General features: G+C 41.2%; 15 protein-coding genes. 13 read left to right on the top strand and 2 right to left on the bottom strand.

The features are described from left to right. Positions 1 to 9: 9 nt before the first annotated feature. From JFC10_RS02390 to JFC10_RS02400, 3 genes are all read left to right on the top strand, one after another. Positions 10 to 1,230, top strand: coding sequence for a carboxynorspermidine decarboxylase (locus JFC10_RS02390; RefSeq protein WP_198331517.1), 1,221 nt, complete (start codon positions 10 to 12; stop codon positions 1,228 to 1,230). 285 nt (positions 1,231 to 1,515) lie between these two features. Beyond that, the gene (locus JFC10_RS02395) at positions 1,516 to 2,790 is read left to right on the top strand and encodes a saccharopine dehydrogenase family protein (protein ID WP_198331518.1); all 1,275 of its coding nucleotides are present in this window, start codon (positions 1,516 to 1,518) and stop codon (positions 2,788 to 2,790) included. Between the two features lie 317 nt (positions 2,791 to 3,107). Continuing rightward, on the top strand, positions 3,108 to 3,806 hold the full coding sequence (locus tag JFC10_RS02400; RefSeq protein WP_198331519.1) for a hypothetical protein: 699 nt from the start codon (positions 3,108 to 3,110) through the stop codon (positions 3,804 to 3,806). Between the two features lie 78 nt (positions 3,807 to 3,884). On the opposite strand, the gene htpX is transcribed toward JFC10_RS02400, so the two are convergent. Then, a complete protein-coding gene (htpX, locus tag JFC10_RS02405) occupies positions 3,885 to 4,799 on the bottom strand; it encodes a protease HtpX (protein WP_198331520.1) in 915 nt (304 codons plus the stop codon). A gap of 326 nt (positions 4,800 to 5,125) precedes the next feature. On the opposite strand from htpX, the gene JFC10_RS02410 reads away from it, so the two are divergent. The 4 genes from JFC10_RS02410 to JFC10_RS02425 all read left to right on the top strand — a co-directional run bounded on the left by JFC10_RS02410 (position 5,126) and on the right by JFC10_RS02425 (position 7,346). Further along, positions 5,126 to 5,587 carry a methyltransferase family protein gene (locus tag JFC10_RS02410; protein ID WP_198331521.1) on the top strand — a complete coding sequence of 154 codons (462 nt, stop codon included), beginning with the start codon at positions 5,126 to 5,128 and terminating at the stop codon, positions 5,585 to 5,587. A 62-nt stretch (positions 5,588 to 5,649) separates the two neighbouring features. Then, positions 5,650 to 5,979 (top strand): DHCW motif cupin fold protein, encoded by a 330-nt coding sequence (locus tag JFC10_RS02415; RefSeq protein WP_198331522.1) that lies wholly within the window; start codon positions 5,650 to 5,652, stop codon positions 5,977 to 5,979. 216 nt (positions 5,980 to 6,195) lie between these two features. Further along, positions 6,196 to 7,011, top strand: a complete 816-nt coding sequence (locus JFC10_RS02420) for a PhzF family phenazine biosynthesis protein (RefSeq protein WP_198331523.1) — start codon at positions 6,196 to 6,198, stop codon at positions 7,009 to 7,011. 2 nt (positions 7,012 to 7,013) lie between these two features. After that, entirely contained in the window at positions 7,014 to 7,346 is a 333-nt protein-coding gene (locus tag JFC10_RS02425) for a YnfA family protein (RefSeq protein ID WP_198331524.1), read from the top strand. 89 nt (positions 7,347 to 7,435) lie between these two features. On the opposite strand, the gene JFC10_RS14985 is transcribed toward JFC10_RS02425, so the two are convergent. After that, the gene (locus tag JFC10_RS14985) at positions 7,436 to 7,558 is read right to left on the bottom strand and encodes a hypothetical protein (RefSeq protein WP_020443648.1); all 123 of its coding nucleotides are present in this window, start codon (positions 7,556 to 7,558) and stop codon (positions 7,436 to 7,438) included. 397 nt (positions 7,559 to 7,955) lie between these two features. Between JFC10_RS14985 and JFC10_RS02430 the strand changes: the two genes are divergently transcribed. The 6 genes from JFC10_RS02430 (at position 7,956) to JFC10_RS02455 (ending at position 14,445) form a co-directional block, all read left to right on the top strand. After that, positions 7,956 to 8,579, top strand: a complete 624-nt coding sequence (locus JFC10_RS02430) for a 6-pyruvoyl trahydropterin synthase family protein (protein WP_193013122.1) — start codon at positions 7,956 to 7,958, stop codon at positions 8,577 to 8,579. Continuing rightward, on the top strand, positions 8,572 to 9,096 hold the full coding sequence (tsaE, locus tag JFC10_RS02435) for a tRNA (adenosine(37)-N6)-threonylcarbamoyltransferase complex ATPase subunit type 1 TsaE (protein ID WP_198331525.1): 525 nt from the start codon (positions 8,572 to 8,574) through the stop codon (positions 9,094 to 9,096). Before JFC10_RS02430 ends, tsaE begins: the two co-directional genes overlap by 8 nt. Positions 9,097 to 9,168: 72 nt before the next feature. Continuing rightward, positions 9,169 to 10,992, top strand: coding sequence for a DNA mismatch repair endonuclease MutL (mutL, locus tag JFC10_RS02440; RefSeq protein ID WP_320157975.1), 1,824 nt, complete (start codon positions 9,169 to 9,171; stop codon positions 10,990 to 10,992). 91 nt (positions 10,993 to 11,083) lie between these two features. Beyond that, a complete protein-coding gene (gene miaA, locus JFC10_RS02445; RefSeq protein ID WP_198331526.1) occupies positions 11,084 to 12,232 on the top strand; it encodes a tRNA (adenosine(37)-N6)-dimethylallyltransferase MiaA in 1,149 nt (382 codons plus the stop codon). Between the two features lie 471 nt (positions 12,233 to 12,703). Next, positions 12,704 to 13,237 carry an RNA chaperone Hfq gene (gene hfq / locus JFC10_RS02450; protein ID WP_193013118.1) on the top strand — a complete coding sequence of 178 codons (534 nt, stop codon included), beginning with the start codon at positions 12,704 to 12,706 and terminating at the stop codon, positions 13,235 to 13,237. A gap of 215 nt (positions 13,238 to 13,452) precedes the next feature. Further along, the gene (locus JFC10_RS02455; RefSeq protein WP_198331527.1) at positions 13,453 to 14,445 is read left to right on the top strand and encodes a KpsF/GutQ family sugar-phosphate isomerase; all 993 of its coding nucleotides are present in this window, start codon (positions 13,453 to 13,455) and stop codon (positions 14,443 to 14,445) included. Positions 14,446 to 14,468: the final 23 nt, after the last annotated feature.

The raw sequence follows: 14,468 nt of genomic DNA on the forward strand, positions 1-14,468 counted from the left end.
TAACCTCTTATGAATGCAAAAACTTCGCTAAAAACGACCCCATCATCTCTACCGCCCACGCCTTATTATTTGCTTGATGAAGCGGCAATCGTTGCCAATATGCAGATTATCGCGCGGCTGTGTGAGCTATCAGGCGCTAAAGCATTATTGGCACTCAAATGCTTTGCCACTTGGGGCGTGTTTGATGTGATGCAATCTTATTTGCATGGCACAACCTCATCGTCACTCAATGAAGTGCGTTTGGGCTATGAGACCTTTGGTAATAACGCCGATGCTAATAGCAAAGATAAGAAAGAAACCCACGCCTATAGCGTCGCCTATAGCGCTGATGAAATCGATGAAGTGTTGAGCTATGCTGATAAAATTATTTTTAATTCTATTTCACAATTAAATGCTTTTAAAGGTCAAGCGGCGGCAAAAAACATACCAGTTGGACTGCGCTTAAACCCTAAGACCAGTAATTCCTCGTTTATTATCGCTGATCCTGCGCGTCCTTTTAGCCGTTTGGGTGAACATGATAAAAACAAGATTGCGGCGGTACTTGGTGACATCACTGGGGTTATGATTCATAACAACTGCGAAAATGACAGCTTTGAAGCCTTTAGTGCCAGCTTGGCGGATATCGAAGACAGATTTGGTGATGTTTTAGCGCAGCTTGAGTGGGTGAGTTTGGGCGGTGGCATTCATTTTATCGCGCCTGATTATCCACTAGAAAAACTGGCTGACAGATTAAAAGGCTTTAGTGAAAAATATGGTGTGCAAGTTTATCTTGAACCGGGTGAGGCAAGTATCCATGGTGCTGGGTCACTGGTTACGACCGTCTTAGATACCATGCATAATGAAAAAAACTTAGCTGTCGTCGATGCTTCTATCGAAGCACATATGCTGGATTTGCTAATTTATCGCGAGTCCGCACCCATTGCGGCTATTAACGAAGAAGCGATGAATATCTCACCTGTTGATATGGCTAAAACAGCTAACATGTCAGACAACACCATTATTTATGGCCGTTCTTGCTTGGCAGGCGATATCTTTGGTGAGTATGCTTTACCTAACAATTTACAAGTAGGTGATAAGATCGCATTTGGTAATGCCGCAGGTTATACCATGGTGAAAAAAAACTGGTTCAATGGTGTTAATATGCCAGCAATTGTGATTCGTCGTCTAGATGGCAGTATAGATGTGCAGCGCAATTTTGATTATCAAGATTACAAAGCCAGCTTGTCTTGATTTAATTGTTTCAGTAAATTAGTTTGGATTTTAAAAAACAAAGACTTAAGTCTGTTTTTAGATGACTTTAACCCGTCTGTTTTTTATGCATTATTTTTACCGATGACGTCATAAAAATTGTTATAATCGCCACGGGCAAAAACCAGCAATCAAATGGTGCTTTGCCCGACGGGTGCGTGGGTTTTCCTCGGTCTTCCTTTTTAATTCACGCATATCATTCACTCGTTTCTGTTTTGACTCGCCACTATCGATGGTATCGACAGAGACACAAAGGAGGATTGTTCATTGAACACAAACCAAAAAACCAAATCTAGCAAAAAAAATGTACTTATCATCGGTGCAGGCGGTGTCGCCCAAGTAGTCGCGCATAAATGTGCGATGCATAACGATGTCCTTGGCGAGATTCATATTGCCTCGCGCACGCAAGATAAATGTGATGCCATCGCCCAAAGCGTCATAGAAAAAAATAGCTTCAAGCAGCCTGCGGTATTGCATACGCACCAAGTGGATGCTATGGATACTCAGGCGCTGATACAGCTGATTCAAGAGTCGGGTATTCAGATCGTCATCAATGTCGGTTCGGCATTTGTGAATATGACGGTATTGGAAGCTTGTATCGAGACAGGTGTTGCCTATATTGATACCGCTATCCACGAAGATCCGCGTAAGATTTGCGAGACGCCGCCATGGTATGACAATTACGAATGGCAGCGTAAACAGCGCTGTGCGGACAATAATGTCACGGCGATTTTAGGGGCAGGATTTGACCCCGGTATGGTAAACGCCTATGCGCGTCTCGGCTATGACATGATGGATGCAGGTTCGGTGACTGATATTGATATCATTGATATCAATGCTGGCAGCCACGGTAAATATTTCGCTACTAACTTCGATCCTGAGATTAATTTCCGTGAATTTACCGGTACGGTCTATTCTTGGCAGGATAGCAAGTGGCAGTCTAATAAAATGTTCGAAGTAAAACGTACTGACGATCTACCAGTAGTTGGCGTGCAAAACAGTTACTTAAGTGGTCATGATGAAGTGCATTCGTTATCCGCCAATTTAGACGTACCAAATATCCGTTTTTGGATGGGCTTTGGTGAGCATTATATTAATGTATTCACTGTGCTACAAAGTTTGGGCCTACTCTCTGAGCAGCCGGTGATGACTGCTGAAGGGCAAGAAGTGATTCCGTTAAAAGTGGTCAAAGCGGTTCTCCCAGATCCAAGCTCTCTTGCGCCGAATTATACGGGCAAGACCTGCATCGGTGACAAAGTCAAAGGCAAAATCAACGGCGTTGATACCGAAGTGTTTATTTATAATATCTCAGATCATAAAGATGCTTATAATGAGGTTGGTAGCCAAGGTATTTCTTATACCGCAGGCGTACCACCCGTTGCTGCTGCCATACTGGTCGCGACTGGTGAGTGGGATGCTGGCAAGATGGTTAACGTCGAAGAGCTGGATGCCAAGCCATTTATCAATCTGCTGAATAAGATTGGTCTGCCAACGCGTATCAAAGATAGCGAAGGCGACAGAGCGTTAGCGTTTGATATTTAATCAGTAAGTTTATCCAACAAAAAAGCCTATCTATAAAAGATAGGCTTTTTTTATGTCTGGGTTTTTACGTTAAATTTACGAGGAGGTAGGGGAGCTGATCCTGCCATCCGCTATTATCCTAAAGTTGTAGTGCAATTTTTTACGGCTCTCAGGGCTAGCGGTGACATCGCGTTCTTGCTACTATCTATCGTTGTTTGAGCCTATTCGAGTACACTTGAATTTGCATATCCAAAAAAAGCGAAACAATTTATATCGATACCTATTTTATAAGTGTGCTGGGTGCACCTATGTCAATAATTTAAAAAATTAGGAAGTTTATGGAAGGTCTCAGGGTTATTGATCATTTTATACAATCTTCTGCGCCGTATATATTTTCAATATATATAATTTTAATGATATACCTATTTTTAATAATCTCAGTAAAAGACAAGAGAAGAAATAGTATCGCAAAAGCAAGCTTTGAAAAATCAGTAGATAGTATCTTAAATTCAGATTGTGAAAGTATATCTTACAAAAAATTATTAAGAATTGGTAAAGGATTGGGTCTCAAAGATTTCAAAGTTCATTTGCTAATATTAGAAATTTATTCTAATAAATTCTCCGATAAGGGTGCTGAGAAGCTTGAAAGCGTTCTAGATGATATCGATAAAATAGATCCTTATAATTCTCTTCCTGAAGATTTAAAATTAGCTCTAATTCAAGTTGAAAAACAAATGGAAATGACTGATAGTGATTCTCATCAACTTATTATTCAACCTATAAAAAGTCACTTAGTGAAATATTCTGAGTTAATTGAAGAAAGAGATAGTTTAAAAAAGAAAACTAAAATTAATAGCTTAATTACCATAGTAAGTGCAATTGTTGGCGTTTTTGGCCTAGCATTAACGCTGACGCTATCATCACCAAGTATTTCTGATATTGAACAAGTATTTGAAAACAGCCTTGACAAACAGGATTCCCAGTTGAGAAATGCATCTAATGAAGAGTTAACCACCGATATAGATGTTAGTAATTAATTTTTTTCATACTTTCTCTGCGTTGAAAAAATCAAATAGTTAACCTGCTAACAACTAGCAAATTAACTATTTGATCCATCACCCTTCACTAGGATTATAATTTCTCAACGCCGCAATACGGTCATCAAGCGTTGGGTGTGAGCGGAAAAGGTTTGCGATACTAAAGCCCGTAGACTGTCCTGATGAAATAGCAAACGCTTTCATGCTCTCGGGCATTTGATCTGGACGCTGTTCAGAAGGACGCAAGGCATCAAGCGCACTAATCATTTTGTCTTTGCTAGCAAGTTTTGCTCCCATCTGATCCGCACGGAATTCGCGTAGACGCGAGAACCACATTACGATGGCAGACGCCAAAAATCCAAGCAAAATATCCATCACAATACTCGTGATAAAGTAACCAATACCTGGGCTATCACTGGTATTTTTAAACACCGTCCGATCGACGAAGCTACCAATAATACGTGCAAAGAACATCACAAAGGCATTCACTACACCTTGAATGAGTGCCAGTGTGACCATATCACCGTTGGCAACGTGACCAATTTCATGTGCCAATACCGCTTCTACTTCATCGGGGGTCATGCTTTGCAATAAGCCAGATGAAACAGCGACCAATGCTTTGTTTTTATTCCAGCCTGTGGCAAACGCGTTTGGCTGGGAATTATTAAAAATCCCCACTTCTGGCATGCCGATATTTACCGCTCGCGCTTGTCTAGCGACCGTATCTACCAGCCATTTTTCAGTGGCATTGCTTGGCGTTTCAATAACCACCGTCCCCGTTGATCTTTTGGCCATCCACTTCGAGATAAATAGTGATACTATCGAACCAACCATGCCGTATACGCCGCACATAATGGCAAGACTGGTGTAATTTAGTCCGCCCGCGCCATGTACGCCACCAATCCCAAAGAATCTGGATAAAATACCAAACACGATGCTAAATACCACAATCACCGCTAAGTTGGTTAATAAGAACAATCCGATACGCATCATGATGCCAGTTTCCTCATTTAAATTTAAAGACAACTTTAAGACATAATACTCTATGAGGTATTATATTTTTATATATGTTTTTACTTTACATAAATGGCGTTATTTTGATAAATAACAATCCCCGTTAACCGTATAAATACAGTGATATGGTTAGAGAGTAAAGAATAAAAATAAATGATAAAGCCATCTAAAAGGTAAGAATAATCGTTTTGTGATTGTTTAAATAGTAAAGAAATAAAAGTCAAAAATTAAAACGAAAATAGTTAGCAGGTATCATGAGCACTGAATGTTCAGGTTTGTCGTTTAACGCGCTATAAGGTCTAATCATGAATGCTCTAGTACTTAAAGTCCCTCCAGTGGCCCAAGTCATTATTACCGCAGCTGCTATGTATGGTGTCTCTAAAATGGTTCCTACTTTGACGTTCTCACTCAACGGCTCAACTGCACTGGCAGGGTGTTTGGGTGTGATAGGGCTGAGCTTAGGTATTATGGGTGTGACTCAATTTAGAATAGCTCAGACCACGCCCAATCCGCAAGCGTTAGAGAAGGTCTCTAGTTTAGTGACCAGCGGCGTATATCAGTATAGCCGCAATCCGATGTATGTGGGTCTGGTGCTGATATTATTAGGCTGGGCGTTCTATCTTTCTCACTTTCTGGCGTTTGTATTACTGCCCATTTTTATACTTTATATGACGCGCTTTCAAATCCAGCCAGAAGAGCGGATGATGGCACGAAAATTCGGTAAAACTTATCAGGATTATCTAAATAAAGTGCGGCGCTGGATTTGAGGTATAGTAAGTAAAGATGTTTGTGATAAATGAATGAGCATTAAAATCAGGGAGATGACGTTATGGAAATGAAAAATATACCTTTTGCTATTACCGATTGGACGACAGTGGAAGCGGTAGAAAACAAAGGTGAAACTGGCACAGGGTACTGGAAGACTTGCGAATTTAACAATATCAATGTGCATATGGTTGAGTACTCCGCGGGCTACCTTGCCGATCACTGGTGCGATAAAGGGCATATTTTATTCTGTGTTGAGGGCGAGCTGAACACTGAGTTAAAAGATGGTCGTACTTTTACCTTAACAGCGGGCATGACTTATCAAGTAGCGGACAATACGATTGCGCATCGTTCGTCAACTAAGATGGGTGCTAAACTATTTATTGTCGATTGATATTGCTAGGGCATGTCCTCAATTCAATCAAGCATTATCTAAATGGGCTAAAAATGGCTAAATTTTGCCAAACTTCGTTAAATAGCTTATGAGTATCTCGATATTATTTGCGCTATTTTCCTTGTTTGGTGGCAATTTATCTCATTTTTTTCACCATTTTTAAAATGAGGACGCACCCTAGTAACACCATAAAAATCATAAAAATGAGGATATAAAATGCAACTAGAAATTAATGTCGTCGATGCTTTCACTGATACTATTTTTAAAGGAAATTCAGCGGCAGTTATTATTACGGAAAATTGGTTGTCTGATGATTTGATGCAGTCTATCGCTTTTGAGAATAATTTATCTGAGACGGCTTTTATTGTTGCTGATGATAAAGGCATTTATCACATCCGCTGGTTTTCACCTTTCACTGAGATTGCATTTTGTGGACATGCAACGCTAGCATCTGCCTTTGTGTTATTTAACAAAAACCCTCATTTAGAATGTATTAAATTTTCAGCTAAAGCGGTTGGTATATTGACCATTGTGCAAACAGACGATGGCAAGATACAAATGGACTTTCCCAATACTAAGCCTGAAAAATTTGACAATATTCCTGATAGTTTGCTTGCAGGACTATCTATTGCACCAGTTGAGGTCTATAAAAATGCTCAAGCCTATTTCGTGGTTTATAATGCTGAATCTGACGTATTAACAGTAGCGCGCGATAACGAGCAGCTAAAACAGCTTGCGCCTTTAGATGTGGTGGTGACTTGTCAGGCTATGTCTGCTGACTACAAAAACTATGATTTTATTTCACGTTATTTTTGGCCAGCCAATGGTGGCGATGAAGATCCAGTGACGGGTTCAGTTCATACAGGGCTTGCACCATTATGGGCTGAGCGTTTGGGTAAAAATGACTTGGTCGCTTATCAAGCATCTCGTCGCGGCGGGGTTTTAGACTGTGTGGTCGCTGATGACAGAGTGTTTATTTCTGGTCATGCCGTTAAGTATATGACAGGCTTTATCACGATCGAGGAGTCATAGGTTTGACTGAATTAAAAACCGTTGGACTGTTTGCGCTAACCGCATTGGCAGAGATTGCGGGTTGCTATCTGCCTTATCTATGGCTGCGAGAAGGTAAGTCGATTTGGCTGCTTGTCCCTGGCGTACTTAGTTTGGTTGCTTTCGTTTGGCTGTTGTCTTTACATCCTACCGCAGCTGGTAGAGTCTATGCGGCTTACGGCGGTGTCTATATCTCGATGGCGATTTTATGGTTGTGGACGGTGAACGGTATCAGGCCGACCACGTGGGATATATTGGGCTCGGCAGTTGCGCTATTAGGCATGGCAATTATCATGTTTGCACCGCGCAGTACTTAGCATAAAGACCGCACCTAGCATAAAAAATGCCAATCAAACTTTGAGGTTCGATTGGCATAGTTGCAAGCAGTATACTGATGCAATGAATATTAGTGTTTACCTAAGATACTACCGTTGTCATCTTTCTTAGATTGTTTAGCGGCTTTTTTCTCTTTTGCCGTTAATAGCGGTTTCTTTTTTACGTTCTTTTTACTGTCTTGACCTTTACTCATGGTTTTTTCCTCTTGAGATAAGCCTTAATACCTTTAAAACCAAAACAAACAGGCTTAAAGGTTAGGTTAATGCTGATGACGCAAATAGTGCGTACTGCAATGAGTATATGCTTAAGGTGTCGCAATAGATAGCGCTAGCACAATTCACCTACGATTCGAGTCAATCCTGTATCCATCCCTTGTTTGATGCTACTTCTAAAAATTTATTTGATAAATGGGTTTTATAAGTAGATTTTCGATGCCATGGATTTATTTAGTCAATACTGCTATTAATAAGTGCTTACTTACGGATACATCACGATTTGCTATAATAAGGCACAAGCCGATAAGTCGTAGCGGCAAACTTTTAATATATTCATATTTAGCATAAAAATGCTTACTGTTTTGGTTGATTATTATGCGTATCCGTAAACTTTTTAAATTTGAAAATGCGCATATTGTGCGTAATTGTAGCTCTGAGCGCTGCAAACACTCTATCCATGGTCATAGCTATCAGATTGAATTGATTCTTGAGGCTAAGCGCTTAGATCATGGGCAAATGGTCTATGATTTTGGCTTATTAAAATCGTCTATCAAGGATATTATCGATAGCTTTGATCATGCGATTTGTTTTTGGAATCAAGACGACCCTGAGTATGTCGCTGCCTGTAAAAAATTCAGTGCGCGCTGGATAAGCTTGCCGGTATCGCCATCGGCAGAGCAGTTCTCACGCGTGATATTCTTTTGGGCGCAAGAAATTCTAAAACAAACCCAAATGCAAAACGGTGAATCTGATGTCAGCGTTTATTCGGTGATTGCACACGAAACTGCTACCGGTTACGCGCAGTGCTTTGCTGATGATGTGGCGAACGAGCAAATGGGTAAGCTTAATTTAGAAGCGTTCGAGTTCAGCGACCAAGTCAGTACCGAGTGGCACGACCCTGAGCTATATGCCAAACTGATTCGCGGTGAAAGCTTTGTTAATCCATCTGTGACGATGCAGGTACAGCCGCAAGTGCAGGCAGGTACACCTGATGCCTAATAGTACAACAGAAGACCAAAACACTAAGACGTTGATACTGCATACAGAATCTGACACTCAGCGTTTGGCTGAGCAATTGGCAGCGTTGCCATTGACAGGTAGTGTCTGGTTAGCAGGTGATTTAGGGGCAGGTAAAACTACTCTGACTCGCTATTGGTTGCAGGCGTTAGGGCATACAGGTGCCGTCAAAAGCCCAACTTATACTTTGGTCGAGCCTTATAACATCGAGCAAAAAGACGGCTCAGTCAATCCAGTTTATCACGCTGATTTGTATCGTCTGCAAGACCCAGAAGAGTTATCTTTTATCGGTTTTGATGAATATTTGGATGAGCCAAATGCGTTGGTTATCATCGAATGGGCAAGCCGTGCGGACAGCTATTTACCGCCGCCCACCTTGTTTATCGATATGACGCAAGCTGCTAGCAATGATAAGGATAATGAGTCTCGTCAAGTTGAGCTGCGGCTATCGAAGGTTGGGCAAGCGCAAGACTTGGATTTATCCTCTGTTAAGATTTAATTATACATTCAATATAAGTCATCGATATCTGCTAGCACTACTTATTACCACGTAAAACAACGATACCTCTTAATGCCACAAATGTCAGACAATCATTCTCATACTCGCATCAAAAAACTATCGCCGCTGCTCATCAATCAATTGGCAGCGGGTGAGGTAGTGACGCGCCCAGCAGCAGTGGTCAAAGAGCTATTAGAAAATGCCATTGACGCTGGTGCGACCAATATTGAGATACATATTACTCAAGGCGGCATGGGTATGATTGAACTGGTCGACAATGGCGTGGGCATTCATCCCGAGGATATGGTCATGGCAATTACTCGTCATGCAACCAGTAAAGTGGCGGATGTGGCTAATTTGCATGGTATTACGACGTTGGGATTTCGCGGGGAAGCATTGGCAGCAACGGCGGCAGTATCTCGGCTGACCTTAACCAGTAGCCATGACGACAGTGGCATTGGTCGCCAGTTGCAAGTCGCCGGTGTGTTAGATGATGCGGCAAAGCTCATGCCAGTTGTACATCATCGTGGTACGAGCATTACGGTTAAGGATTTATATTTTAATGTACCAGCCCGCCGTGGTAACTTGAAATCTATTGCGACGGAGTTCGGTCATATTGAAACGATTGTGCGCGAAGTGGCTTTGGCGCGCGCAGATGTGGCACTGACGCTCTTTCATGACAATAAAAAACGGCTGTCACTTTCTTCAAGTGCGATGTCTTTAAGTACGATGTCTTCAACTACAAGGCTTTCAAATTCAAAGTCTTTAAGTGCTGTTTCTACAAATACTAATGGCAACAATAATGTCCATCCTTTGCCATTATCACGTCTTGAGCAAGCGACTGGGTTGCCGTTGACCAAGAAGGCGTTAGAAATAGTGATAGACCTCACCAGTTTAATGCAGCCATCCAGAGATTATGCTAATAGTGGTTTTGGCGATAAAGCAAGCGTTAATGGTTGGTTATGGCCTATCACTGATTTGCAGGATACCTTACCAAAGTTAATCTATGTGAATGGCAGACTGGTCAAAGAAGCATTGATAAGCAATCAGCTACGCCAACTTGCCCAAACTGCTCAGTTGGTAGGTATTGGCTATGCGCTTTATTTTGATTTGCCCACTCAGTGGCTCAATGTTAATGTGCATCCATCTAAACAGCGCATTAAAATAAGTCCGCTCAATAATATTATGGCGCATGTAAGCCATGCGATTCGGACAAAACTTAAGACGGTAGTAGCTACAGAGCCGATCAATTCTACTGATGATAGTCGAATATTAAATAATGCCCAGATACTAGCTACTAATCTGTCTATCGATAACGTATTCGCTACTGTAGTTCCAAAGATATCAACGACCATTCATTCAAGCAAAGGCCAGCAGGTAAAAGCGCCCAAGCAACCCTATCAGTTGTCAGAAAATAGGTATTCGCCTCAAACCTTAAACGCATCAAATGTTTCTGAGAAAACAAGTCAAAACACCAAAGATATCGCTATACATTCGACATCTTTGCCTTATTGCTTAGATGTTGTTACTCATTTAAATGAGGTGTTAATTGAATCTGTTGGCACGAAATATATTGAGGATAAAGCGCTGCCTTGGTTGTTGTTTTATCATCAAAGCCAATGTGTACTGATTGGTGCAGAGGATTGGCAATCAAAGATTGGTTCGTTATTTGAGTCAAGTTTACTTAGCAATACAGTATATAAAAAATATCAATTGTTGCCCGGTGCAGATGACATTAATCAGCAAATTGCTGCCGTGAGTATGCAAATGTCAAAACAAGACTTAATGGTGTTCTTGGCGGATATCGACGCGTTACTGACTCAGTATGCGATCAAAGCTATAGATGGTAATCAATTAGCAACATTGATGCTATTATCTGCGCCTGAGTCAAGATAGCTATAACGACAAAAATCTAATAAGCAAACTTTAGCAATGACACAGCTCAAATTTATTTATTGCTACTAATATCATTAATAAAGGCAATTCTATGCAACTTTCATCTGATAGCTCATCTTATCGCCTAAACTCCAATTTAGCGGATAATAGCGTGGTGTGTTTGATGGCGCCGACAGCAAGTGGCAAGACTGCACTGGCTTATGAGTTATATGATACAGGGCGTTATGAGCTAATTTCAGTAGATTCAGCGCTGATATATCGTGATATGAATATCGGTACGGCAAAACCAACAGCTACTGAGTTGGGGCGTTATCCACATCATTTGGTTGATATTATCGATCCTATGCAGAGTTATAGCGTCGCTGAATTTGTGAATGACGTTGCCCGTTTGATTGATAGCTGTCACGAGAATGGCAAAATACCTTTGCTGGTAGGCGGCACTATGATGTATTACATGGCGTTATTAGACGGGCTATCTCCAGTACCTGACAGTGATGATAGCGTTCGCGTACGTGTGGAGCAGTGGCGGCAAGATGAAGGCATTAGTGCGCTTTACGACTATTTGGGTGAGATAGATCCTATCAGCCATGAGCGCCTTAATGCGACTGATACTCAGCGCATCACCCGAGCAGTTGAAGTCTATCTGCAAACTGACATCCCTATAAGTGACTGGCAGCGAAAGCCCAAGAAAGCATTGGCAAATAACCCCAATCAGCAATGGCATGCATTGACAGTCATGCCTGATCGTCCATGGTTACATACACGTATCGAGCAGCGTTTAGATATCATGTGGAATGATGGGTTGGTGACTGAGGTCATTGGTCTGCTGGAGCGCTATCCTTTAACACCAAACCTGCCATCCATGCGCTGTGTGGGTTATCGACAAGTATTAGAATACCTAGTACATATCAATCACCCAGTCTTTGAACAATCTCATCTAGACAAAGCACAATTTTACAGTGCTTTTGGGGTGCTTCAGTCATCAGATAAATCAAGCTTATCTGATGGCGAGACCGAGGTGCTTGCTTGTCAGCAAATGCAAAATAAGGCATTATATGCGACAAGACAATTGGCAAAACGACAGTACACATGGTTACGTAAAGTCATGCAATTGCCTAATACCTCCATAGATATGGCGTTAGCAGCAGATGCATCTAGCGATAAAGATTCTTCTGCAGACCGCGATATGGTGGTAAAAACATTTACGACGATGGCACAGGCAAGAGACTATTTATATTAAAGCTATCAATGATACTAAAGCTATCAGTTATAGCAAAACTACCAGCGTTTCAAAATCTGGTACGAGTTAATACCTTATAAATACGGTATTGTGTACTGAAAGCACAGTGTTGCAAAAAGCTCTATACAACTATTAGAAAGTAATGACAATTAGTATCAAAATATATTGTAGATAGCTGTTATAATTTACATTCATCAAAATAGTAGGTGTGGTATTAGCCTAACTGTGTATTTAATCAATATTAATTGACGTTTGTTGATAAGAATAACTAATGAAACAACTAGTTACTTAATTATTTACAATAATAATGTATTCGCGATAAAGTGGAATCACTTAAGAACAATTAGCGTTTATTTAGATACGTTTTATAAAGAAAATTTATTATTGTATCTGCCGTTAGCCATTATAATTAAATTAACACTTAAAATAATTGGCACTAAAACATAATTAATAATATTTAGGAGAGCTCTCATGTCAAAAGGACAAACTTTACAAGATCCGTTTTTGAACTCGCTGCGCAAAGATCGCATTCCTGTCTCTATTTTTTTGGTCAATGGTATCAAGCTGCAAGGTCAGATTGAATCATTTGATCAGTACGTTGTATTGCTCAAAAATACAGTCAGTCAAATGGTATACAAACACGCTATCTCAACCGTCGTGCCAGCACGTAATCCACGTAGCAGTACGACAACGACAGGTACTAGCACTCAACCGCAAAGCACTGCTCCAGCAGGTTATCAAGGCGGCGGATTTGAGCGTGGTAGTAATCCTGCCAGTACAGGTGGCTTTGAAGAGCGCGGTTTTGCGTCTAGTCGTAGTGGTTTTAATCGTGGCGGCTTTAGCCAAGGTCAAGATCGTGGCTTTGAGCGTGGTAGCTTTGGTCAGAGTCAGGATCGCGGCTTTGAGCGCGGCGGTTTTGGTCAAGACCGTGGCTTCGAAAATCCAGCAGACAATACGGGTTTTGAGGATAAGTCAAACGATGAATCTAATGATAACAATGGTTAGAAAGCAAGATTCATTATCGAAGGTGTATTACTAATATATGATTTGTCCGATCAAAACCTGCTTTTTATAGTGGGTTTTTTTTGTATAAATAAACGTATAATAATGGTCTGAGATTACGTGCAGAGCTGTTAGCGATTGGTTTCGCAGATTATTATTAATATTGGGCATAGTATAGTAAAATACGTGATTGATTCATTATAAAATAGAGCGAATCCATGAGTAATACCCCAATCAATCTAACCCATGAGCAATTTATCAGTAAGGCTATCGAAGCGATTAATACTGAGATATCGGCGTTGGCTTTACTAACAGAGCAGATAGACGATAGATTTGCGCAAGCTTGCGATATTATTTTGGCTTGTAAGGGTCGAGTCGTGGTCACTGGTATGGGTAAGTCAGGATTGATTGGGCGTAAAATAGCGGCGACGTTTGCCTCTACTGGTACGCCAGCCTTTTTTATGCATCCTGGTGAAGCAGGGCATGGCGACTTAGGCATGTTGGTAAAAGGTGATGTACTGCTTGCCATCTCTAACTCTGGTGAGTCCGATGAGATTAAGATGCTGCTGCCAGTGGTCAAACATCTAAATATTCCACTGATTAGTATTAGCCGTGATAAGCGCGGTATGTTACCTCGTGCCGCTAACATTGTATTGACGCTTGGTAAATCGCAAGAGGCTTGTCCACTTAATCTTGCTCCTACCTCTAGTACCACGGCGACATTGGCACTTGGAGATGCATTAGCCGTTGCCTTAGTACATGCGCGCAACTTTACCTCAGAAGATTTCGCATTATCGCATCCAGCAGGCGCATTAGGTCGTCAGCTGCTAACGCGAGTTGAAGATTTAATGCATACTAGATCAGAAGATTTACCGCTCATTCATCAGCAAGCACCCCTGCAAGAAGCGCTTTTCACTATGTCTGCTGGGCGGTTAGGTATGACGGTGGTGACCGATGATAATGATAAGGTGGTTGGGGTATTTACAGATGGTGACCTACGCCGTGGTCTAGAAAAAGGCATCGATTTGCAAACACCGATGCGTGAAGTAATGATCAGCAATCCACGGTGCATTAGCAAGACCATGCGCGCATCAGATGCGCTCAGTGTAATGAATGAAAATGGCATCAGTCAGTTGCTAATCATTGACGACGAAGACCGTTTAGAAGCGATTATTACGGTACATGATTTGCTACAAGCCGGTGTAAAATAACGAGAATTAATAAAAATATTGAT

Origin of the sequence: Psychrobacter aquimaris (genome assembly GCF_016107525.1) — a bacterium.
In the GTDB taxonomy this organism is placed as follows: domain Bacteria; phylum Pseudomonadota; class Gammaproteobacteria; order Pseudomonadales; family Moraxellaceae; genus Psychrobacter; species Psychrobacter aquimaris.